13 protein-coding genes and 1 pseudogene are annotated in these 22,295 nt (G+C 68.6%); 7 read left to right on the top strand and 7 right to left on the bottom strand.

Translation table 11 applies throughout. The annotated features are described in order from the left end of the window. Position 1: 1 nt before the first annotated feature. From IT361_07860 to IT361_07850, 3 genes are all read right to left on the bottom strand, one after another. Complete coding sequence (locus IT361_07860) at positions 2-2,086, bottom strand: acetoacetate--CoA ligase (GenBank protein MCC6317590.1); 2,085 nt, start codon at positions 2,084-2,086, stop codon at positions 2-4. Positions 2,087-2,093: 7 nt separating this feature from the next. Further along, on the bottom strand, positions 2,094-2,438 hold the full coding sequence (locus IT361_07855) for an FKBP-type peptidyl-prolyl cis-trans isomerase (GenBank protein MCC6317589.1): 345 nt from the start codon (positions 2,436-2,438) through the stop codon (positions 2,094-2,096). A gap of 198 nt (positions 2,439-2,636) precedes the next feature. After that, positions 2,637-3,707 carry an alpha-hydroxy-acid oxidizing protein gene (locus tag IT361_07850; GenBank protein MCC6317588.1) on the bottom strand — a complete coding sequence of 357 codons (1,071 nt, stop codon included), beginning with the start codon at positions 3,705-3,707 and terminating at the stop codon, positions 2,637-2,639. 217 nt (positions 3,708-3,924) lie between these two features. Between IT361_07850 and IT361_07845 the strand changes: the two genes are divergently transcribed. The 3 genes from IT361_07845 (at position 3,925) to IT361_07835 (ending at position 8,004) form a co-directional block, all read left to right on the top strand. Next, positions 3,925-5,154, top strand: a complete 1,230-nt coding sequence (locus tag IT361_07845) for a M20/M25/M40 family metallo-hydrolase (protein ID MCC6317587.1) — start codon at positions 3,925-3,927, stop codon at positions 5,152-5,154. A gap of 181 nt (positions 5,155-5,335) precedes the next feature. Further along, positions 5,336-6,415, top strand: coding sequence for a hypothetical protein (locus IT361_07840; protein MCC6317586.1), 1,080 nt, complete (start codon positions 5,336-5,338; stop codon positions 6,413-6,415). Between the two features lie 335 nt (positions 6,416-6,750). Next, a complete protein-coding gene (locus tag IT361_07835; GenBank protein ID MCC6317585.1) occupies positions 6,751-8,004 on the top strand; it encodes a hypothetical protein in 1,254 nt (417 codons plus the stop codon). Between the two features lie 104 nt (positions 8,005-8,108). Here IT361_07835 and IT361_07830 read toward each other — a convergent pair whose 3' ends face one another. Next, a complete protein-coding gene (locus tag IT361_07830) occupies positions 8,109-10,931 on the bottom strand; it encodes a peptidase (protein MCC6317584.1) in 2,823 nt (940 codons plus the stop codon). A gap of 154 nt (positions 10,932-11,085) precedes the next feature. Between IT361_07830 and thrA the strand changes: the two genes are divergently transcribed. From thrA to IT361_07810, 4 genes are all read left to right on the top strand, one after another. After that, on the top strand, positions 11,086-13,584 hold the full coding sequence (gene thrA, locus IT361_07825) for a bifunctional aspartate kinase/homoserine dehydrogenase I (GenBank protein MCC6317583.1): 2,499 nt from the start codon (positions 11,086-11,088) through the stop codon (positions 13,582-13,584). A 78-nt stretch (positions 13,585-13,662) separates the two neighbouring features. Continuing rightward, positions 13,663-14,628 carry a homoserine kinase gene (locus IT361_07820; GenBank protein ID MCC6317582.1) on the top strand — a complete coding sequence of 322 codons (966 nt, stop codon included), beginning with the start codon at positions 13,663-13,665 and terminating at the stop codon, positions 14,626-14,628. 2 nt (positions 14,629-14,630) lie between these two features. Next, the gene (thrC, locus tag IT361_07815; GenBank protein MCC6317581.1) at positions 14,631-15,899 is read left to right on the top strand and encodes a threonine synthase; all 1,269 of its coding nucleotides are present in this window, start codon (positions 14,631-14,633) and stop codon (positions 15,897-15,899) included. Between the two features lie 259 nt (positions 15,900-16,158). Continuing rightward, complete coding sequence (locus IT361_07810; protein ID MCC6317580.1) at positions 16,159-17,742, top strand: Ig-like domain-containing protein; 1,584 nt, start codon at positions 16,159-16,161, stop codon at positions 17,740-17,742. A gap of 61 nt (positions 17,743-17,803) precedes the next feature. Here IT361_07810 and pdeM read toward each other — a convergent pair whose 3' ends face one another. The 3 genes and pseudogenes from pdeM to IT361_07795 form a co-directional block, all read right to left on the bottom strand. Beyond that, the gene (pdeM, locus tag IT361_07805; protein ID MCC6317579.1) at positions 17,804-18,460 is read right to left on the bottom strand and encodes a ligase-associated DNA damage response endonuclease PdeM; all 657 of its coding nucleotides are present in this window, start codon (positions 18,458-18,460) and stop codon (positions 17,804-17,806) included. Further along, a pseudogene (locus IT361_07800) lies at positions 18,448-20,991 on the bottom strand (ligase-associated DNA damage response DEXH box helicase). The gene pdeM and the pseudogene IT361_07800 overlap by 13 nt, the downstream one beginning before the upstream one ends. Positions 20,992-21,082: 91 nt before the next feature. Beyond that, positions 21,083-22,288 (bottom strand): MFS transporter, encoded by a 1,206-nt coding sequence (locus IT361_07795; GenBank protein MCC6317578.1) that lies wholly within the window; start codon positions 22,286-22,288, stop codon positions 21,083-21,085. Between the last annotated feature and the right edge of the window lie 7 nt (positions 22,289-22,295).

The following is a 22,295-nucleotide window of genomic DNA, read 5'->3' as shown; positions in this document are numbered from 1 at the left end:
GCTAACGTCTGAGTGCCGGCAGGTCGCGATACAGCTCGAGCGACGCCGGATTGGCCAGGGCTTCGGTGTTCTTCACCGGTCGACCGTGGATCACTTCGCGGACCGCCAGTTCGCTGATCTTGCCCGAGATCGTGCGCGGGATGTCGCTGACCTGCACGATCACCTTCGGCACGTGGTGCGGACTCGTGTTCGCGCGGATCGCCACCCTGATGCGCTCGCGCAGGGCGTCGTCGAGCGTGAGGCCTTCACGCAATCGCACGAAGAGCACGATGCGAACGTCGGGGTCACGCGCGTCGCCGATCTCCTGTCCGACGACGATGCTCTCGACGATCTCGGGAAGTTGTTCGACCTGGCGATAGAGTTCGGCGGTACCGATGCGCACGCCACCGGGGTTGAGGGTCGCGTCACTGCGGCCGGTGATGACGAGCCCTCCATGCGGCGTGAGTTCCGCCCAGTCCCCATGGCGCCAGACGCCGGGCCAGGCGTCGAAGTACGCGGCGCGATACTTCGCGCCATCGGGGTCGTTCCAGAACGCCACCGGCATCGACGGGAACGGACGCGTGCACACGAGTTCCCCGGGTTCACCGCGGACCGGGCGCCCCTCGGCACCGAACACCTCCACGGCCATGCCGAGGCCGCGCGCCTGCAGTTCGCCGCGCCAGACGGGTCCGGTCGGATCGCCTAACGCGAAACACGAAATGATGTCGGTCCCGCCGGAGATCGAGGCGAGGTGCACATCGGCCTTGATGTCGCGGTACACGTAGTCGAACGAGGGCGGCGCCAGTGGGCTTCCGGTGGAGAGGACCGCACGCAGCGCGCCGAGGTCGCGGGTGCGGCCGGGCCGGAGCCCTTCTTTCTCGGCGAGTGCGAGGTACTTCGCACTCGTCCCGAAAACGGTGATCCGTTCGTCTTCGGCCAGCTGCCAGAGCAGGTCGGGTCCGGCGTCGGCGTCGCCGTGTCCGGGTCGGAGGGCGCGGTGCAGCGGCGCACCGTCATAGAGGACGATGGTCGCGCCGACGGCGAGGGCGCTCACCAGCCAGTTCCACATCATCCAGCCGCAGGTGGTGAAGTAGAAGAGGCGGTCGTCGCGCGTGAGGTCGACGTGGAGGCGGTGCTCCTTGAGGTGTTGGAGGAGCGTGCCGCCAGCGCCATGCACCATGGCCTTGGGGAGGCCGGTGGTGCCTGACGAGTACATGATGAAGAGCGGGTGATCGAAGGGGAGGCGTTCGAAGGCGAGCGCGGCGTGACGCGGACGTGATGGATCGCCGGTAGATTCGCTATCGGGGGGGGCCCCCCGGTGCCCGGACGCGACCCATTCCCCCCACACCGCCGCCGCACGGATCCCCTCCACGGCCGGTGCCTCGGAGAGAAACGGCACCACCACCACCCGCTCCACCGCCGGGATCGACGCCGCCACCTCCTGCACCCGCGCCCGCAGGTCGATGGCCTTGCCGGCGTAGCGATACCCATCGGTCACGAAAAGGACGCGGGGCGCGATCTGCCCGAAACGATCCAGCACGCCGCGCACACCAAAATCGGGCGAGCAGGACGACCACACCGCGCCGATCGACGCCGTCGCCAGCATCGCGATCACCGCCTCCGGAATGTTCGGCAGGTAGCCCGCGACGCGATCCCCGGCGCCCACCCCGTGCACGCGGAGCGCCGCCGCCACCTCGGCCACCGCCTCGGCAAGCTGTGCGTATGTCAGCGCCGATCGGCGCCCCTGCTCCGTCCAACTGACGATCGCCTCATGCGCATCTCGGCGCCGCAGCAGATGTTCGGCGTAGTTGAGTCGCGAGTCGGTGAACCACCGCGGGCCGGACTGCGCGTCGGGAGGCGCCATGCGGTCGAGCCCCAACACGACCTCGCGCCACGGCTCACCGTCCCGCGGCGCCGCGATGATGTCACTCCAGCGCCAGAACGCCCCCCAGAACGCGGCCGGGTCTGCCACCGACCATCGCCAAAGTGCGTCGTACGAATACTCCCACGTGACCAGGCCGCGATCTCGCAGGTACGCGTGGAACGCGACGAGCTGCGAGCCTGCGACCCGAGCGGGCGACGGCGCCCACAACGGTTGCTCCGTCATGATCGGCTCAGTTGATGCCGACCAGCTCGATGTCGAAGACGAGGTTCGAGTTCGCCGGAATCGGCCCGTTCGCCACCGTCCCGTAGCCCTGCGACGAGGGAATCACGAGTCGTCGCTTGCCACCGACCTTCATGCCCTGCATCCCCACCTTCCATCCGGGAATCAGACCGCCAAGCGGGAACGATGCTGGCGTACCCGTTCCCACGTTGCCGTCGAACCTGGACCCGTTGGCCAGGAATCCGTTGTAGTACACACGCACTTGCGGCGTCCCGGCAAGCGCCGCCCCGCCACCCACGACGGAATCGAGGATGTAGACCCCCGACGGCAACTTGGTCATGGCCGCGAGGTTGATGTTGAGCGACGATGCCCAGACCTGAGACTCGAGCGAGGTGACCGGCTGCACGGGAGCGGAGGAATCGTTGGGAGAGCAGGCCGCGAGGCACAGGGCGGCGAGTACGGATCGAGCGAACGACATCAGGTGCACCCACGGTGAAGGAGACAGGGTGGCGTCCACCGCCCCCCGCAGCGACCCGCAAGATACATCAACCCCTCAGCGGGCGATCAGGTCGGGCGTGATTTCGTCGAGGGTCCGGCACCCGGCGAGCGCCATCGCCAGGTCGAGTTCCTTGCGCAACAGATCGAGGACGCGGCGGGCGCCCTCCGCACCGCCGACCGCGAGTCCCCACACCGGCGGCCTGCCGAGGAGCACGGCGCGCGCGCCTAACGCGATGGCCTTGAGCACGTCGGTCCCCCGACGGATGCCACCATCCACGTAGACTTCGGCGCGACCGTTCGCGGCCGCCACGACCTCCGGGAGCGCACGCGCCGTGGCGATCGCCGTGTCGAGTTGCCGACCGCCGTGGTTCGACACGATGATCCCGGCCGCGCCGTGATCGATGGCCCGCGCGGCGTCGTCGCCGCGCACGATCCCCTTCACCACCACCGGCAGTCCGCTGATCTCGCGCAGCCATGCGATGTCCCGCGGCGTGAGCGATGGGTCGTGCAGGCCACGGAAGTGTTGCATGAGCCCCGACGCGTCGCCGGTGGCCGATGGCACGGCTTCCATGCCCGCGATTTCGGCATTCGCGATGTGGAGCCCCGATGGAAGCGTGAAGGCGTTGCGGATGTCCCGCTCCCGACGGCCCAGCATCGGCGCATCGACCGTAAGGACGAGGGCGCGATACCCTGCCTCCACCGCTCGCTCGACCAGCCGCTGCGTATACGTCCTCGATTGATAGATGTAGACCTGGAACCACTTCGGCGCGCTCGTCGCCGCCGCGACGTCCGCGAGCCCGATCGTGGCCGTGGTGCTGACGATCATCAGCGTCTCGGCCAACGCCGCCGCGCGCGCCATGCCCAGCTCACCGTCGGGATGCACGAGCTTCTGCATCGCGGTCGGCGCAATGAGCACCGGCAGCGACACGGGCGTGCCCAGGACAGTCGTCGCGAGCGAGCGCGTCGTCACGTCCACCATGGTCCGATACCGCACGGCGATCTCGTCCCAGGCTCGGCGATTGTCACCAACCGTGATTTCGTCGTTGGCTCCGCCGACGAGGTATCCCCAGGCCGCGGCGTCCGTCTGCTCCCGCGCGGCGCGTTCATACTCGAACAGATTCAGCATGTGTCTGGACGTGTCAGTGTGCAGTCCGATGCTCGCACGCGGTACCTGCTCGCGAAAGGGGCACGGTGAAGCCACGCGGGGCCGGGCCGACCCACTGGCGCAGTCCGCGTCCGCTGGCGCCGAGCGCCCGTGCAGCGCCGACGGTCGCAATGCGCGATGGGGTAACCGTGGTCGGGTCCGCCGCTAACTTCTGACTGACGACTTTCCCGGAGCCTGTATGAAGCAGATGGTGGTCCGTCGAGCCCTGAGCGCCGCGTTGCTCGCCATGGTCCCGTCCCCTGCCCTGACACAGGGCCGACCGGCGGCCGCCGACTCAACCGACCCGATCGAGACGCTCGTTGCCCGACTCGACCTCGAGCGCTACAAGGCCACGATCAAGGGCCTCACGCAGTTCGGCGACCGCCGTCAGGGCACGGATCGCAATCGTCAGGCGCTCGACTGGATCGAAGCCCAGCTCAAGAGTTCGGGCTGCACGAACACCGAGCGCCTCACCTATCAGTACAACCCACCGGCGCCCACGCCACGACCGGCCGGCGCCGCCGGAGCCCCACCGCAAGGGCAACGCCCAACTCCGCGATTTGGCGCCGGAGGCAGCCGGCCCAGGGGCACCCGGGCCCGGACCGGCGTCAACAATGACTCATTGGCCCAGCGCGATGCGCGGCTGCGCGCACTCAACGCGCAACCCAGCACGCCCGGCGAGCGCCAGAACGTGTACTGCACCAAGATCGGGACCACGCGACCCGACGAGATGTACATCGTGGGCGCCCACATGGACGGCATCGGTTGGGGTGAGGCCGCCAATGACGATGGCTCGGGCACGGCGATCGTGATGGAGCTGGCGCGCATCTTCAGCAGCCCTGACGTACAGACGGAACGTTCGATCCGTTTCGTGCTCTGGAACAACGAGGAGACCGGCCTCAACGGCGCGCGCGCCTACGTGGAACAGCGGCAGGCCCTGCAGGGAAAGGAGAACCCGGCGGGATCCGGCAGGTATCCGGAGCCGCGCTGGCTCGGCATGATCCAGCACGACATGATGATGTTCGACCACGGGATGCCGCGCGCAGACGGCACCCTCGCGCCCGAGCAGCGGCCGGAGGCCGACGTGAACATCGAGTTCCAGTCGAACTCGAAAATGGCGGCGGCCTCACAGTCGCTGGCGTGGGCCGTGCACACCGCCAGTGAGCGCTACGCCACGGACTACCCGGCGACCGTCGGTCCGCACATGACCAACACCGATTCGGCGCCGTTCCAGGACATCGTCGCGTCCATCTCCCTGCGCGAGAACGAGCGCGGTGCGCACACCGGCAATGGGTGGAACCCTCACTGGCACCAGCCCACCGACCTGTTCGCCACGTATAGCGACAAAGACTTCCGGCTGGGGCTGAACGCCGCCCAGAGCACGCTTGGCGGGCTTGGAATGCTGACGGGAGTGACGCTCCGGAAATAGCTCTACGGACAATGACGCGCGCGGCGAGGCGCCGCCGCGTGCACTGGAGCGGCAGGCGTCGCGGATGCGCGTCCGGCGATGCGCTTCCTCTGCGACGGACTGCCGCTCCTACGTCGGCTGACGTATGGGGCGGCTGGCCCCAATCGGCGCACCTTCGGGCGACCTCCACCCGGAGAACAGTATGCGCGCCGCCGTCGGCATCGTGATCGTGATCTCGTGCCTCCCCTTGCGCATCCTCGTCGCACAGGGGTCGGCCCCCTCGCGCCATGACGTGTTCCTCCCCGTCATCGGATCCGCCCCGGAAACGGGACTGCAGCTGGGCGCCACGTGGCTCCGAGCCTACTGGCGCGGACCAGGGGAGACGACCCGGCCCTCTCGCATCCAGGTAGCGCTCATCGCGACGACGCACCACCAACGGCGCATCTCGGCGTCCGTGGATACGTGGTCGTCGGGCAATGCGCGACGCCACCGCGTGAGCGTCGAGGCCCAATACTACCCGTTGCCCGTATTTGGGATCGGCGCCGAAGCGCCTGACGAGGCCGAGGGGCGCTACACCGCCACGGGCATCGACGCACAGTGGCTGTTCCAGCAGCGGGTCATCGGGCCGATCTACGCCGGTGCGACGCTGCGCTATGACGGGCTGCGCGCTCGGGACGAAGATTTCTCGGCCTGGGAGTCGCTCTATCCCCGTCCGCCCCTGCGCACACACCCGCAGGTGAAGGCGCAGGCGATGCTGGTTCGGGACACCCGGGACCATCAGGTAGCGGCTCGCGCCGGCGCCCTGCTGCAAGTCGTTGGAGGTACGGCGACTGACCGCTCCGCTGGCAGCACACGCACGTCAGCCAGACTCAGCACCGACTTCCGACGCTATTTGTCGCTCCCCGCGCACGGCGTGCTGGCCCTTCAGGCGGCCGGAACCGCAATGCTCCGTGATGGCGATGTCCCGGACTACTTCGCGGCACTGGGCGCCGACACGCTGATGCGCGGATACGTTCGCGACCGCTTCCGGGACAAGGCGGCGGTGGCCGCGCAGGCCGAGTGGCGTTCGGGTTTCGTGGGGCGCGTGGGGTTCGTCGCCTTTGGCTCCGCCGGCGCGCTGGGTGCACGCATCGGCGACCTCGGCTCACACGGTGCCGTGTTTGCCGGTGGCGCCGGATTGCGGTTCCGACTCTCGGAAGCCGACCGGTCGCGCATCCGCGTGGACTATGCCCGCGGGCGCCAGGGTGGTGCGCTCTACGTCGCGCTGGGAGAGGCGTTCTAGCATCCACTGTTCTTCGGTTGGCGCGGTCGGCGGCATCCAGGTGCTGCCGCATGCGTCGGTCGAAAGCGGCCCGCCTTCACGGGCCGCTTTGCTTTGGCGCGTCTGCCCCCCGTCATCACCGGTGCCGCCGCTCCTTCGTCGCCCGACGGCTCCAATGGCGCGCCGCCGGGAGCGTCTCGAGCGCGCTGCCGGCGTCCCACGGCAGCCTCGCACGCCGTGGAGAGACTCTGCCTGACCTCCTACGTCATTCGACGGATCGTGGCGCTGCGCAGCCTACACGAGAATAGCGCACGTCCACTCCGGACGAGGATCACCACACCTTGGAGGGTACGCGTATGCAGACGAGACTCCTCACCATCATGCTGGGCGTCGTGCTGGCGGCGTGTGCCGAAGCACCGGACCGGGCCGTCAGCCCCACCGCTCCCCGGACGACCACGACGGATGCCGACGTGTTCGATCGGTACGTGGCCATCGGCACCAGCGTGAGCATGGGCTGGCAGTCCGATGGACTGACGGCATCCATCCAGCAACAGTCGTGGCCCGCGCAGGTCGCGGCCGCCGCAGGGCGTCCAATGTCGCTGCCGCTCATCAGCGGCGTGGGATGCCGTTCGCCGATCGCCGCGCCGCTTGCGCTGGGCAGACGCGAAAGCGGAGAGCCGGTGAGTCCGCCGCCTGGCGTCACGCTGGCCTGCGACCCACTGCAGAGTGGCATCGCGTTGCCGACGCGGAACGTCGCCATCGCCTCGGCCACGACGCAGAACGTGGTGCAGTCCACGCCGGCGTCGATCACGGACCCGTTCTACCAGCAGCTCTTCGGACGCGTGCTGCCACCCGGCATGACGCCCCTGGCCGCGGCGCTCTCGCAAGCCCCGACGTTCGTCTCCGTGGAACTCGGGGCCAACGAGCTGCTGGGGGCGCGTACCGGCGTCGCCATCCCGGGACAGACCATGTTCCCCTATGGTCCATGGACGCAGCTGTTCGATGTCGTCGTGTCGAACGTCACCCGTGCGGCCCCGAAGGGACTCTTCGTGGCGCTGATCAGGGACGTGGCGTCCTTCCCGAGCTTCCGGCGAGGCGCGGAGATCTGGGCCGACCGCGCGGCCCTGCTGAATGCATTCCACGTCGCGGTTTCGTCCGACTGCGTCGACAACCGCAACCTCGTGTTTGTTCCGGTCCGCATTCCCGTTGCGGTCGCCACGGGCGCGGCCCATCGAAAGAACGGGTTGCCCGCGTATTCGTTCAGCTGCGCGGACGGCGGTCCGACCACGCAGGACTGGGTGCTCTCGCCCGCCGAGGCCGGCATCGTCAATACGCAGATGCGCCAGATGGATCAGTACATCCGCGTTGCCGCGGATCGCGCCGGCTTCGCGATCACGTCGCTCGATGCGCTGTACGGGCTCAATGGTCTCAAGCCCGCGTTCTCCAGCGTGCAGCTGATGACGAGCCAGCAACCGTATGGCCCCTACATCAGCCTTGACGGGATCCATCCCTCCAACGCCGGTCACACCATTCTCGCCCGCGCGGCAAGCAGCGCGATCGCGAGGCGGTACGGGCAGGGGGTGTTCTCGACCGTGGTTGCCGCACGCTGAGACACCCGTACAAGTACGATGCACATGAAGAAGCGGCGGCGCGCCTGGTGGCGCACCGCCGCTCTTTCATCGCGAGGTCGTTCTGCGACCCGGCGATTCGTCTCCTACTGCACCGCCTCGACCTTGTCCGAAGGCGCGTAGATGCCGTTGAAGAAGAACTTGAACGTGCCGTGCGGCTGACCGCGGAAGAGGATTTCGGGTCCGAAGAGGTAGACCTTCCCCTTCCCATAGCTGGCCTCGGCCATCGACACGCCGCCTTCGAGGTAGTTCTGGCCCCACGCCCAACCCGAGCGCAGCGTGTGATCCGAGCCGAACCACGCGATCGGCTTCACACCCTTTGCCGCGGCGTCCGGCGCCAGGCGGAACACCGGCGACTCGTCGAAGAAGACATCGGCCTCGGCACCCATGCCCGCCGCCACCGACAGCGAATTGTCGACGTTCACCTTCATGATCGACCCGGGGATGTAGAACTTCTCGCGAGGCAGCTCGCGCTCCTGACCCGTGGGCGAGCGCTCGACCATGTAGTCCGACACCGGCAAGCCGAGGTGCTGCGCCAGGTTGGTGGAGGTCCCGATCGTGATGACGGTACCGCCTTCGTCGAGGAAGCGCTTGATTTCGGGGATCGTCTTTTCCTCGTTCACGCGGCCCAGCCAGCCGCGGAACTCGGCGGGCACGTCGTCCGTCCGCGGCTGACGGCCGAAGAACGCGGCCATCTGCGCGGCTTCGGAGTTGGCCGCGTCGGGTCGTTTGGCCGGGATCGCGCCCGTCACGAACACGAGGACGTCGTACTTCGCGCGGAGGCCACCGGCGTCGAGCGCCTGCGGGTACACCACTTCGAACGGGAACTCGAACTGCTCGAGCAGCCAGCGCGTGTGGCCCGACGGCATGGATCCACCGTACTGGTCCCAGAGGCCGATGCGCTGTGGCTTGAGCTTCACCGCCCCGGCGCCCGGTCCGGCCGCGGTCGCGTCGAACGCCAGGCCCAGGTCCTTCGCGGCCTTCGTGACCAGGTCACGATTGCCCTCGATGTAGAACGATCCTGCCGGGTACGTTCGACCGTTGACCGTTGCTGGCGTGCGCGTCCAGTACACCGATGCCCCCGCCTTCATCGCGCGGTTCACGGCGAGGAACGCGTCGTTCGCCGCGTGACCGAGGAAGTACCCGCGCCCCGAGCCGGCCACGACGCCAGCCGGGGCCACGGCCATGCCCGTGATGGGCTCGCAGGGGCAGTCGAAACCGTCGAGCAGGCGATCGAACTTCACGCCCATCTGGTAGGCCAGCGTCCAACCCGCGTTGTCGTACGGCGGCTTCGGCGGCCCGCCCGGATACGCAAAGTCGTTCGGGTGGTCCTGCGGCTCGAACATGTCGAGCACGTGCGCGCGGAACGGCTGCGCGGTCTTTACCACATACGAGCCGGCCGGATACGTCTTGCCCCCTGCCGAGAACGAACGCGTCGCGCGCTGCACGGACACATTCACCTTGCGCAGCGCGGTCATGAACTTGGTCGCCGTGGGGAAGTCCGGCTGATCGCTCGGCAGGATGTACCCGCGCGGATCCCGGTGTTCGGGCTTGCGCAGCTCGGCGTAGTAGCTGGCGTTGACGCTGCCACCGAACGGATTGAGTGCCGCCGAGATGCGATCGCGCCCGTTGCCCACGGCGTTCGCGGCCGCGCGGTCGGCCGCGATCTTGGCCTGCAGGTTGGCGACCTCGGTGGGCGTCGTGGTCCATGAGTCGCGGTTGCCGCGATCGATCATGTTCTTCCCCATCCGGTAGATGTTGAAGAGGAAGTCCTCGCGACGCTTGGATGCGATGTCGAACACGGCGTAGTTGGCCGTGACGGAGTAGTCGATCGACTGACGGAAGTGCCACTTCTGCGGCGCGATCGGGAACGGCAGGTCGCCGCGCGGCAGCTGGTTGTTGACCACCAGCGGCAGGTCCATCGGCGTCGGGCTGCCGATGGTCTCGGTGAGGAGGCCGATCATGTTGTGGAAGTAGACCGTCGTGCGCAGGCCGCCGTTCCACCACGTCGAGTAGCTCGAACCCGAGCGCATGGTGATGCCCGGCTTGTTCTCCACCGCAAAGCGCGTGTGCATCGCGGCGCCGACCATGTCCACGCCCAGCGGCACGAGCGGATCGAAGTTGTAGTTGAACGGGTCACGGAACGGCGGCGCAAACATCACCGTGCCGGCCGGCCCCGTCTGGTGGTGATTGTACACGATCTGCGGGAACCACTCGTGGTACTGGATCCGCGCGATGTTGACCGATTCGGGCTGGTTCAGGATGTAGAAGTCGCGGTTGTTGTCGTGCCCGATGTACTTCTGGTAGAGGCGCGGGATGCTCGTGTTGCGCTTGAGCGTGTCCTTCTCCTGCATGTACCAGTTGGACACCAGCTCCATGCCGTCGGGGTTTGCGTGCACGGCGAGGATGATCAGGTCCTTGAGGAGGCGCTGCGTTTCCTCGTCGTTGCGCGAGATCAACTGATAGGTCGTCTCGATCAGCTGCTGCGCGCCAAGGACCTCGGTCGCGTGCAGGCCGCCGTCGAACCACACCACGGCCTTCCCTTCCTTGGCCAGCGCTTTGGCCTGTTCGTCCGTGAGCCCCTCGGCCAGCGCGAGCCGACGCGAGATGTCCTTGTATCGCGCCAGGTTCCGGAAGTTCTCCGGCGATGTGATGATGGCCATCAGCTGCGGCCGGCCCTCGGCCGTCTTGCCGATTTCCTCCACCACCATCTTGTCCGACTCGCCGTCGATCTTGCGCCAGTAGTCGGAGAACTGCGTGTAGTTGGAGAGGTACCAGTCGTCGCCGACGTTGTGGCCGAAGAACTCCTTCGGACTGGTGACCTTGGCCTGTGCGGCGGCCGTCGTGGCGACCAGCGCGAGGGCAGCGGCCGCGAACCCGACCTGACGCCAACGAGGGAAGTGCAGCATGGCGAACCTGGGGCAAGGGTGAAACGGTGGTGGCACCGCGCCCTACGTTACCGGCCGGACCCCCGGCAGTCGAGCGCTCGACACGCTTACGCCCGGCGGCCCCTTCCCGCTGACGCGCTGCCTCCGCTGCCCCGCTCCAATAGATTGCCGCGCCATGCCCTTGCACATCCACAAGCTCGGCGGTGCCTCCCTGGCCGACACCGCCGCGATTCGACACGCCGTCGAAATCCTGTCCTCGCGCCCGCGCCCCATCGTCGTGGTCGTCTCGGCGATGGCTGGGGTGACCGATATCCTGCTCGACGCCGCCCGGCAGGCGGCCACCGGCAACGAGGCCGCCCTCGTCACCGCGGCGAACGACCTGCAGGCCCGGCACCTCGCCGCCTGCAACGCGCTCGTCCCGGCCGGGCCCGCGCGCCACGCCCTCCGCGAGGCGATCACCCGATCGTTCACCGAGTTGCAGTCGTTCGCCCATGGACTTGCCATTCTGCGTGAACTGACCACCAAGACCACCGACTACGTGGTCGCGCGCGGGGAGCGCCTCAGCGCGCGCCTGATGGCCGGTGCGCTCCAGGCCGCGGGCGTCGACGCCGACTACGTCGATGCCGTGGACGTCATTGCCTGCGACGAGCACTTCGGGAGTGCCTCGCCCGAACTAGCGCTCACCGACCGTACCGCCCGCAAGGTCCTCGGCCCCATGATTCGGCGCGGCGTGGTCCCGGTGGTTCCCGGGTTCATCGGCCGCACCCCCGAGGGTCACGTGGCCACCCTCGGCCGGGGCGGTTCGGACCTTTCGGCGACCCTGCTCGCCCGCGCCCTCGGCGCCTCCGACGTCACCCTCTGGAAAGACGTCCCGGGCCTGCTGACCGCAGACCCGCGTATCGTGCCCGACGCGCGCGTCATTCCGCAGCTCACGCCGCGCGAAGCGGCCGAACTCGCCTATTACGGCGCCAAGGTGCTGCACCCCCGCGCCCTGATCCCGCTCGGGGACCGGCGCATTCCCGTGCGGGTGCGGCCGTTCGGCGACCCTGAGGCGACGGGGAGCGAGGTCTCACCTCGGCGCACGCTCCGACGCTATCCGGTCAAGGCGTTGTCGTCGATCGGTCAGCAGGCCCTGGTGACCGTAAGCGGCAACGGAATGCTCGGCGTCCCCGGCATCGCCGCGCGTACCTTTGCGGCCATGCACGACGCCGGTGTGTCGGTGTCGCTGATTTCGCAGGCGTCGTCGGAGCATTCGATCTGCTTTTCGGTGCCGCAGGCAAGCGCCGGGGTGGCGCGGGTCGCGCTCGAGCGGGCCTTCGCCAACGAGTTTCGCCATCGCGAGGTCGACGGCATCGAAGTGGAGTCGGGCATGACCACCATCGCCGTCGTGGGCATGGGCATGGCGGGCACGCCGGGCATCGCCGCCCGCGTCTTCGAGTCGCTCGCTGCCGGTGGCATCAACCTCGTGGCGATCGCGCAGGGCTCGTCGGAACTCAACATCTCGTTCGTTGTGCGGGATCGCGACGCCGTGGCGGCGGTGCGGCGCGTGCACGGCGCCTTCCAGCTCAATCGACTTGGAGGAGGCGCCGTCACGCGCCCGGAGGTGTCCGACGTCATCCTGCTCGGTTTTGGACAGATCGGGCGCGCCCTCGCGCGAATGATCCCGCGAGCCAAGACGCGAGGCGTGCGGCTGCGCATCGTTGGGGTGATCGACCGGTCCGGCCATGTGTTCGACCCCGCGGGCCTCACCCCGCGCGCGCTGACCGATCTGGTGCGCCGCAAGGAGATGACCGGGCGTGTCGCGCCGGCCAACGCCCCGCGACTCGGTGACGGCGCCGCCAACGCCGTCCAGGAGATGGCGCGCCATGCGCTCTCGCACCCCATCCTTGTCGACGTCACCGCCGATGACACCGTGGCCACACAACGGTTCGCCCTCGAGGCCGGCATGGACGTGGTGACGGCCAACAAGCGTCCACTCGGCGGCCCGATCGGCGACGCGCGCCTCCTGCTCGATACCGCCGACGCACACGGTCGACGCCTGCTCCACGAGACCACGGTGGGCGCCGGGCTTCCGATCATCGACACGTTGCACAAGTTGCTCGAGTCCGGGGACACCATCCACCGGATCGAAGGCTGCACGTCGGGCACGCTGGGCTACGTTTTCACCGAGCTGCAGCACGGGCGCCGGTTCTCGGACGTCGTCCGCAAAGCGATGCAACTCGGGTACACGGAGCCCGACCCGCGCGATGACTTCTCCGGAATGGACGTGGCCCGCAAAGCGCTCATCCTCGCCCGCCTGCTCGGCTTTCGCGGCGACCTCGGCGACGTGCGGGTGCAGCCCCTCCTGCCTGACGAGGCCCTCGCGTGGTCGCGCGACGAATTCGTGCGTCGACTTGGCGAGCTCGATGAGGCGTGGGCGGCGCGCGTGCACGAGGCCACCACGGCGGGGCTCGTGCTCCGCTATGTCGCGACCGCGACGCGTCGCAAGGTCACGGTCGACCTGCGCGCCGTTCCATCGACATCTCCGTTCGCCGGTCTGCGCGGCACCGACAACCAGGTCGTCTTCACCACCACCCGCTATCGCGACAACCCAATGATCATCACGGGCCCGGGCGCGGGACCTGCAGTGACCGCGGCCGGCGTGTTGAACGACATTCTCAAAGCCGCCGGCTGATCGCTGAGGCCGCGCGAAACGCGCGCATGTCATCGGGCCCTCTTGCCCGCCAGCGCCCCTCTCCCGTTGCTTACCTGAATGACGTTCCTCCTGCGTGCGACCGCACACGCCTCCGGCTCGATCGGAAACCTCGGGCCGGGCCTCGACGTGCTGGGCGCCGCGATTACCGGCGCCGGCGACTCGGTCACGGCGGAGTGGTGGGCCACGCCCGGCGTGGTCGTGCTCGACAGCGGCCATCCCGACCTTCCCACTGACGTGGAGCGCCATGCTTCGGCGCTTGCGGCGCGCGCCGTCCTGCGCATGGCCGAAACCCTCGAGCTGCGACTGCCGCCACGCGGCATCGCGCTCACCGTCCGCAAGGGACTTCCCCTGTCCGGCGGTCAGGGCGGTAGTGCCGCGAGTGCGGTCGCCGGAGCGGTCGCGGTGAACGCGCTCATCGGGTCACCGCTCGAGCGACACGATTTGCTCTCTGCGTGCCTGTCCGCCGAGGAGGCGCTGGCGGGGCGGCATCTCGACAACATCGCTCCGTCGCTTATCGGCGGTATCTGTCTCATTCGCAGCCTCGACCCGATGGACGTCGTCTCGCTTCCGGTCCCCCCGCGCCTTCGCGTCGTGCTCGCGCACCCTGACCAGCACCTGCGCACCGCCGAGGCGCGCGCCGTGCTCCCTGCCACACTCGACCGACGCATTGCCGTCGAACAGATGGCGAACGTCGCGGCCGTGGTGGCCGCGCTCCACACGGGCGATCTCCCGTTGCTCGGGCGTGCCCTGCACGACCAGATCGCTGAGCCGCCACGTCGCTGCCTGATCCCCGGATTTGACCAGGCAAAGGAAGCCGCCCTCGAAGCGGGCGCGCTGGGCGCCTCGATCTCCGGCGCGGGACCCACGACCTTTGCGCTCTGCGACAGCGACGTCGGTGCGCACCGCGTGGCGCACGGCATGCGCTCGGCGTACGAACGGGCCGGGGTCGCGGCGCAGGTGCGCGTCGCGCGCGTCGACGTGCAGGGCGTGCGCGTCGACGCCGAACCTGCTGCGGCCCGCTAGGTATGACTCCAGGTCCAGTGCTCCGCTGCGCGAGCTGCGCCAGCGAACTGCCCGACACCGCCGCGGCCACGTCATGCCCGGGGTGTCGCGGACTCCTCGACGTCGCGCATCCGGCGCCGACGGTTGCGGGCGCGAAACTCGCCGCCACCTTCGCGCGGCCCGTCGGTGGTCCCGGTGACAGCGGCGTGTGGCGCTTCCGTTCCGTGGTACACCCGTCCGCCGTCACGCCGGTCAGCTGGCCCGAAGGCAACACGCCGCTGCTCGCGCGCGGCAGCGTGGCGCGCTACGCCGGAGTTGAGGGGCTTGTGCTCAAGCACGAGGGCATGAATCCCACGGGATCGTTCAAGGATCGCGGGATGACCGTCGCCGCCACGCAGGCCGCACGAGTGGGCGCGTCCGCGGTGGCGTGCGCATCGACCGGCAACACCTCGGCGTCGCTCGCCGCGTACGCCGCACTCGCCGGGCTCAAGGCGCTCGTGTTCGTTCCCGACGGGCAGATCGCGCTCGGCAAGTTGTCGCAGACCATGGCATATGGCGCGCGCACGCTGCTCGTACGCGGCGACTTCGACGCCTGCCTCGCCCTCGCGCGCGAGTCCGCCGACCGGCTCGGCGTTTATCTGCTCAACTCGATCAATCCGTGGCGCGTCGAGGGGCAGAAAACGATCGTCCTGGAACTGTTGCAGCAGCTCGACTGGGATCCGCCGGACTGGATCGCGCTCCCCGCCGGCAACCTCGGCAATACGGCGGCGTTCGGGAAGGCGCTCGAAGAAGCGCATGCCTGGGGGCTCATCCCGCGGATGCCGCGGCTCTTGCTCGTGCAGGCCGAAGGCGCGGCGCCGTTTCACGCGAGTTACGTGAGTAACTTCGCCGTTCGGCATCGTGTGAAGGCCGAAACCGTCGCGACAGCCATCCGCATTGGCGACCCGGCGTCGTACGATCGTGCGGTGAGCGTGCTGCGGGCCACGCGCGGCGTGGTGGCGCGCGTGAACGATACCGAGATCCTCGATGCGAAGGCCGTGATCGACGCGGCCGGGGTCGGGTGCGAGCCCGCCAGCGCGGCCAGCGTGGCCGGAGTGCGGCAGCTGGTGCGGCGGGGCGACATACGACCTTCGGAGCGTGTCGCGGCGATCCTTACGGGGCATGTGTTGAAAGATCCGGGCACGGTGCAGTGGTACCATCAGGAGCTGGAGCCTCGCCCGGAGCGTTCAAACCGCCCCATCAAGATCGATGCAACCCTCAGCGCGGTGGAGAGCGTGCTTCGCGGCACGTGATGAACTGGCCGGTGCGGAAGCGCGCACGCGCCACCGACGCGGCTGGCTCACTGGCAACCGGCGGTGCGTAGTCGTCTCGCGGCCAGACGCTGTGCCTCTCGATTCCGGACACGGGACCGCCTGACGATGCCTCTTGGTCGAAGGCAGGCTAATGCGTTATAATGCTTCGACTTCTGGCGTGACCCGCCTGACGTGTGCGGCTACCAGCGCTGCTGAGTGTTTGACAGCGCACACAACGCCCCATCCACCAGAGGAATCCATGCACAAACGACTTGTTGGAGCCGCGCTGCTCCTGGCGGCGTTCGCGCCCTCGGTTTCGGCGCAACGACCGCTGAACATCGAGGTCGGCGCGTTCGGTCAGTTCACGATGCACGACAAGGACCTGAACCTCAGCAACGGTCCCACGATCGGCGGTCGCATCGCGATCTACATGCTGCACAACCTCGCGACCGAAATCGACGGCCAGCTCGGCAAGAGCGACTGGGACTTCTCGGGGTCGACCAAGTCCCTCACGCTGCGTCCGTGGGCCGTTCGCCTGATCTATGGCATTCCGCTCAGCGAGCGCACAAGGCTGGAAGTGGGCGCCGGCTACCAGCAGAACCAGTACGTCGGCCGCACGCAGGCCCTGTTCAACGGCGTGGTGAGCGCGAACGAATACGAAGACGCGTTCACCGGACTCGTTGGCCTCAAGTTCTGCATGAACGAGCGCCTCAACTTCCGGGTGGATGGCGTCGCGGACTACAACCCGTCGCCGAACTTCAACGGTTCGGCGAATGATCCGCTCGACGGCACGGCGCTGAACTACGGCATTCGCGCCGGCCTCGGGACCGCGATCCGTGGCAGGTGCCCGGGCGCGCCCTACACCTGGGCGCTCGCGGTGGCTCCGGCCAGCAGCCGTCACCGCGTGGGCGAGACCGAAGCGCTGCAGATCTCCGCACGCGACGGCGAAGGCAACCCGATCGAACTCTCCAGCCTGCGCAACTACCGTTGCTCGTCGGACAACCCGAACGTCGCCACGGTCGATCAGAACGGTCGCGTGTCGGCCGTCTCGCCCGGCACGGCGACGATCACCTGCTCGGGCATGAAGAACGGGGTGACGCAGTCGGGCACGCACACGATCACGGTTCGTCGCCCCGAGTGGCGCCTGACGGTGACCGGTGGTGGCACGCACCTGGTGGGCCAGGGTGGAACCGCGTCGGCCTCGGCCGCTGACGAGGACAACCGTCCGGTCACTGGCGCCACGGCGTGGACGTCCAGCAACCCGTCGGTTGCGACCGTCGACAACAACGGCGCGTATCGCTGCGTGGCCGCTGGCACCGCGACAATCACCGCCACGATGACCCGTGGAGACGAAACGCGCACCGGCTCGGTGCAGGTCACCTGCAACGCGCCGCCGCCACCACCGCCCCCGCCGGCTCGCCTCGTCGCGAGCCTCAGCGACGTGCACTTCGGCTTCAACCAGTCCTCGTTGACGCGTGCGGGCCGCGACACCCTTGACTGGGTGCTCGGCCAGCTCAAGTCGGCCGCAGGCGCCAACTGGGTGGTCTCGATCGAGGGCCACACCGATCCGTACGGCAGCGATGCCTACAACGATCGCCTGTCGCGGGCCCGCGCCCAGAGCGTCTTCACCTACCTCACGCGCCGCGGCGCCGGCGTGGAAGCCTCGCGCATCGCTGCGCAGCAGGGCTTTGGCGAAGCGTGCCTGCTGCTCGACGACGATCACGATCGCCCGCAGCGGCCAAAGGCCGAACACCTGCGCAACCGCCGCGTGGAGATCTGGAACCTCAACGGAACGGCCGTCCCGACGGGATGCCGGCCGATGTCGGACTACCAGAACCGCTGACGGACCAGGCGAGTGCAGGAAACCCCGGGGCCAGTGCCCCGGGGTTTCCTGCATTCAGGCCTCAAGCGACGATAGGTATGACGAAGCCCTGCACGACGGCAACTGCCAGCTCACCGCGCGCGGGCGCCACGGGTGCGCCCGCGGTCAGCGTGGAGAAGGCCGGCAGCGTCATCGCGCGCTCCCCAACGTGAAAGCACGGCACGCGTACGCCGTCTCCACCGCCGGAGAGCCGGATCGAGGGGTGGACGTGCCCGAGAAGGGTGTACCTGCCGCGCACGGGATCGTCATGCGAAAAGGCCAACGGCGACTCCACCAGGGCCGGGTCATGGCACACGATCTCCCACTCGTCAGGCAACGTCGGCACGCGCCGATCGTGGTTCCCGATCACGAGGTCGAGGCGGCAGGGCACCGTGCGCCGCCACCGCGCCACGAACGCACGCACCACTGGCGTGAGCCCGCGCGCGTCGTGCACGAAGTCGCCGATCACGATCACCCGGTTTGCCCCGGTGTCCTCGATGGCCGCGCTGAGGCGCACGAGGTCGTCGAACATCGATCCATCCGGAACGGCCACGCCGTCGCCGCGGAGGCTTTCCGTCTTCCCGACGTGCAGGTCGGCCACGACCAGCGTGCGAACCCGTGGCCAGAAGACCGAGCGATCGCCGCGAACACTCAGATGCTCGCCAGCCACCTCGAGGTCGTACGCGGTCAGTCGCGCCACTGTCCGATCATCCGTTCGACTCGCGTGATGAGATCTTCGGTGGAGAGGCGCGAGCCAAGTCGATCGATGAAGAGCGGAAACCCGAGCGGCGTCGGATGGTGCACGTCGCACACCACCAATTCCGCCCGCGACAACCGCTCGAGCGAGGCCTCGAGGCGCCCCAGTTCGAACTGCTGATCGAGCACCTCGCGGTGCGCCTGCTCGATCAGGAGGTTCTCGGGATCATACCGCGTGAACACGTCATAGACGAGCGAGGAGGTGAGCTGCACCTGCCGCGTGCCCTTGGGCGCTCCGGGGTAGCCGGCGAAGACGAGTCCGGCCACACGCGCAATGTCCCTGAACTGCCGGCGCGCCATCTCGCCCATGTTCACGCTCGCCGCGACGTCGTCGAGCAGCTCCGAACGCGAAAGTCCTTCGGCCGACAGCAGCTCGCCGGGCTCGACCTCGTCGGCTGAGAGGAACTCCATGCCATAGTCATTGACCGTGAGCGTGAATGTGGCGGGCCGGCGACGCGCAGACCGGAACGCGAGGAGTGAGGCGAGCGCCTGGTGGGCGAGCCGCCCTTCGAACGGGTAGACGTACAGATGGTGTCCCTCTCGCGACTTCCATCGTTCCACCAGCACCTGATGCTCGAGGGGAATGACGGCGAGTCGCTGTTGCTCCCCCAGGATCGGCGCCGCAGCCGACATCTCCACATGGTCGCCGGCACCGTGTCGCGCGAAGCTGGCGAGGCGGCGACGCACGGCCCCGCCTAACGAGGTCGACATCGGAAACCGGCTGCCCGCCCAGATGGGCGTGAGCGACGGCCGCACGGCGGAACGGCGCACCTGAGCGACCATGTCGCGTACGCGCACGAACTCGAGGGCGCGCCCGGCAAACGTGAATCGGTCCCCCGGACGCAATCTCGCGATGAAGTCCTCCTCGATCGTGCCGATCCGCCCGCCGCTCTGGTAGCGGATCTCCATGGTCGCCTCGGCGGTGATGGTTCCGATCCCGAGGCGATGGAATCGGGCCACGCGCGGCGAGGCCACCACGTAGGCGCCATCCACCTCGACCACCCGGTGATGCTGCTCGTACGCGCGGAGCGTGGAGCCCCCGTGTTCGACCATGGCGAGCGCCCAGTCGAATGCTTCGCGCCTGAGGTTCCGGTACGACCACGCGGTGCGCACTTCGTCGTACAAGTCCACGGGAACAAACCCGCCGCCCATCGCACACGTGACGAGGTGCTGCACGAGTACATCGAGTGGGGCCGACAACGGCTCGCGCGGCTCGATCTCCTGGTGACCGAGCGCATCGCGGGCTGCGGCAAACTCGACCAGTTCGAGCGCGTGCGTCGGGACGCAGACGATGTGCGCCGGCTCGCCGGGCCGGTGCGCCGAGCGCCCTGCGCGCTGCAGCAAACGTGCGATGCCCTTGGGCGATCCGATCTGCACGACCCGATCGACCGGGGCAAAGTCGACGCCGAGGTCCAGCGACGAGGTCGCCACGACGACCGAGATGGTCCCTCCCTTGATCCCGGCCTCCACGCGCTCGCGTTCGTCGCGATCGATCGAACCGTGATGGAGCGCCGCGCGCTCGGCCCAGTCGGGGCGAGCTTCGACGATCGCACGATACCAGCGCTCGGCCTGCGATCGCGTGTTGGTGAAGGCGATCGTCGTCCGGCCGTCCTCGATCAGCGCAAGCACACGGGGCAGCATCGCAAGGCCGAGGCGGCCGGCCCATGGGAAGCGCTCCACGCGTTCAGGCAGCACGGTCTCTATCACCGTGCGCCGAGCGAACGCGCCGCGCACCAGACGCCACGCGCGACCGGTCCCAACGACGCACTGCGCCGCAGCTTCGGGCGAGTGCAGCGTCGCCGACAGCGCCCACGTCCGCACGTGCGGAGCCCAGTGACGGAGTCGCGCGAGAGCCAGTTCGGTCTGCGTGCCTCGCTTCGTCGAGAGCAGTTCGTGCCATTCGTCGACGATCACGAGCCGAAGCCCCGCACAACGCTCCCGTGCGTCAGGATGCGAGAGCAGGACGGTCAACGATTCCGGCGTCGTGATGAGCGCGTGCGGAAGCCGCGCGCGTTGGCGCGTGCGCACCGCCGACGCCGTATCACCGGTCCGCGTTTCAACACGCATGGCGAGACCAAGGTCGAGTACCGGGCGCTGCATCGCGAGCTGGATGTCGCGCGCAAGCGCTCGCAGCGGGGTCACGTAGGCGACGGTCAGGCCCTCGACAGGCTCGTCGATCCACTCGGCGAGCGCGGCGAGCCACGCGGCGTACGTCTTTCCAGCGCCAGTGGGCACGTGGAGCAGGCCGCTCTCCCCCGAGGTATACGCGGCCCACGCCTCCTCCTGGAACGCAAAGGGCGACCACCCCTGTGCAGCGATCCACGCGCGCACGCGCGCCGCGCCGTCAGACATCCTCGTGGTTCCGCGTCACGATGTGGCCGAGCCGCACGCAATCGAGGCCACCGCGGCCGGCCGCTCGACAGGCTCCCGCTTCGGTCGCACTGGGCGGCGGATCGCTGTCACCTGCGCACCCATCTCGCCCTGGCTGCCATCGGGTCGAACGTGAGCCAATGCCGGCGGTATCTTCGCACGACGCCTGGATGGACGGGCCGACAGAACAGGCCGCTCAGGCTCCTGAGTCGGCGAGCGCGGAGGAAGCCGCTACACCGCCGTCGCGCACCTCACGAGAGAGCCGGCGCCCGGCCGACCAGCAGACCACCGCGAAGAGCGCGGCCACCACGCCGACGCCACCAAAGATCGCCGCATACGCCGGGCGCCCGAGGCTCTCACGCGTCAGCGCGACCAGCGTTCCGCCAACGATGGGCCCAACAAGAAAACCGAGCGACCCCGCCACCTGGAACGCGCCAAACAGGCCCTCGCCGTGACCCCTGCGCGCGAGATCCGAGATGAGCAGGAGATTGGGCGCATACATGAGTGCGCTGAACACGCCTGATGCCACCATGGCCACCGGGAGCCACGAGGGCGCAACCACGCCGTAGAGCGCGAACGTCATCCCAAACAGCACGTTGCCGACAAGCAACGGCCAGAACCAACCCATCCGGTCCGCCAGTCGGCCCGCAGGATAGCACAGCATGGCGAATGGGAGCATGAAGAGCGCAACGAGAGCGCCGCGCTGCGGGGCGCTCAGCCCCACCTCATTGGTCAGGTACAGCGTGAACGTCGACACGAAGACGCCGATCGAGAAGCGGTCCAGAAATCCGTAACCGAGCGGGATCCACGACGCGAACGAACGGCGATTCCACGCATATCGACTCCCTTCGCCGAGTTGTACCTCCTGCCGCGGCATCCCGGCGCACACGCCGGCGGCGACGAGCAGCAGCACCGCACCCGTGAGGTACACCGTCATCGGGCCGCGCGGAACGAGCCAACCTCCCAGCGGTGATCCGATCGCGACGCCCACCATGATGGCTGATGCGAGCGCGCCCAGCGCACCACCGCGCCCCTCATTGGTGAGTCGATTGCTGGCGACCATCAGGAGCGTGATCGCCGGAAGATGCGCCGCGCCATCGAGTACTCGGAACACGTACAGCACGCCAAGCGACGGCGCGAACGCCATACCGGCGAAGGCGACCGCGTCAGCCAGGAGTGCGATCGCTGCCCACCGACGCACGTCGCCGGGCGATCGGCGCAGCGCGCGCATGGCCAGCGGCACGGTCACCATGCCGGCGATCATGTTCACGGTCATGAACGCGTGCGCATCGCTCTCGGTGCCACCGTGGGCAACTACGACCAGCTCGTGCAGCCCCGGGACCAGCAGGGTCACCGGGACAAGGCACAGGAACGTGGCAGCGGCGAGGGCGGCGCGCGACATGAGCGGG

The sequence above is a fragment of the Gemmatimonadaceae bacterium genome (assembly GCA_020846935.1).
Taxonomy (GTDB): domain Bacteria; phylum Gemmatimonadota; class Gemmatimonadetes; order Gemmatimonadales; family Gemmatimonadaceae; genus RBC101.
The sequence above is the reverse complement of the archived record's forward strand: the minus strand, read 5'-3'. Positions and strand labels throughout refer to the sequence as shown.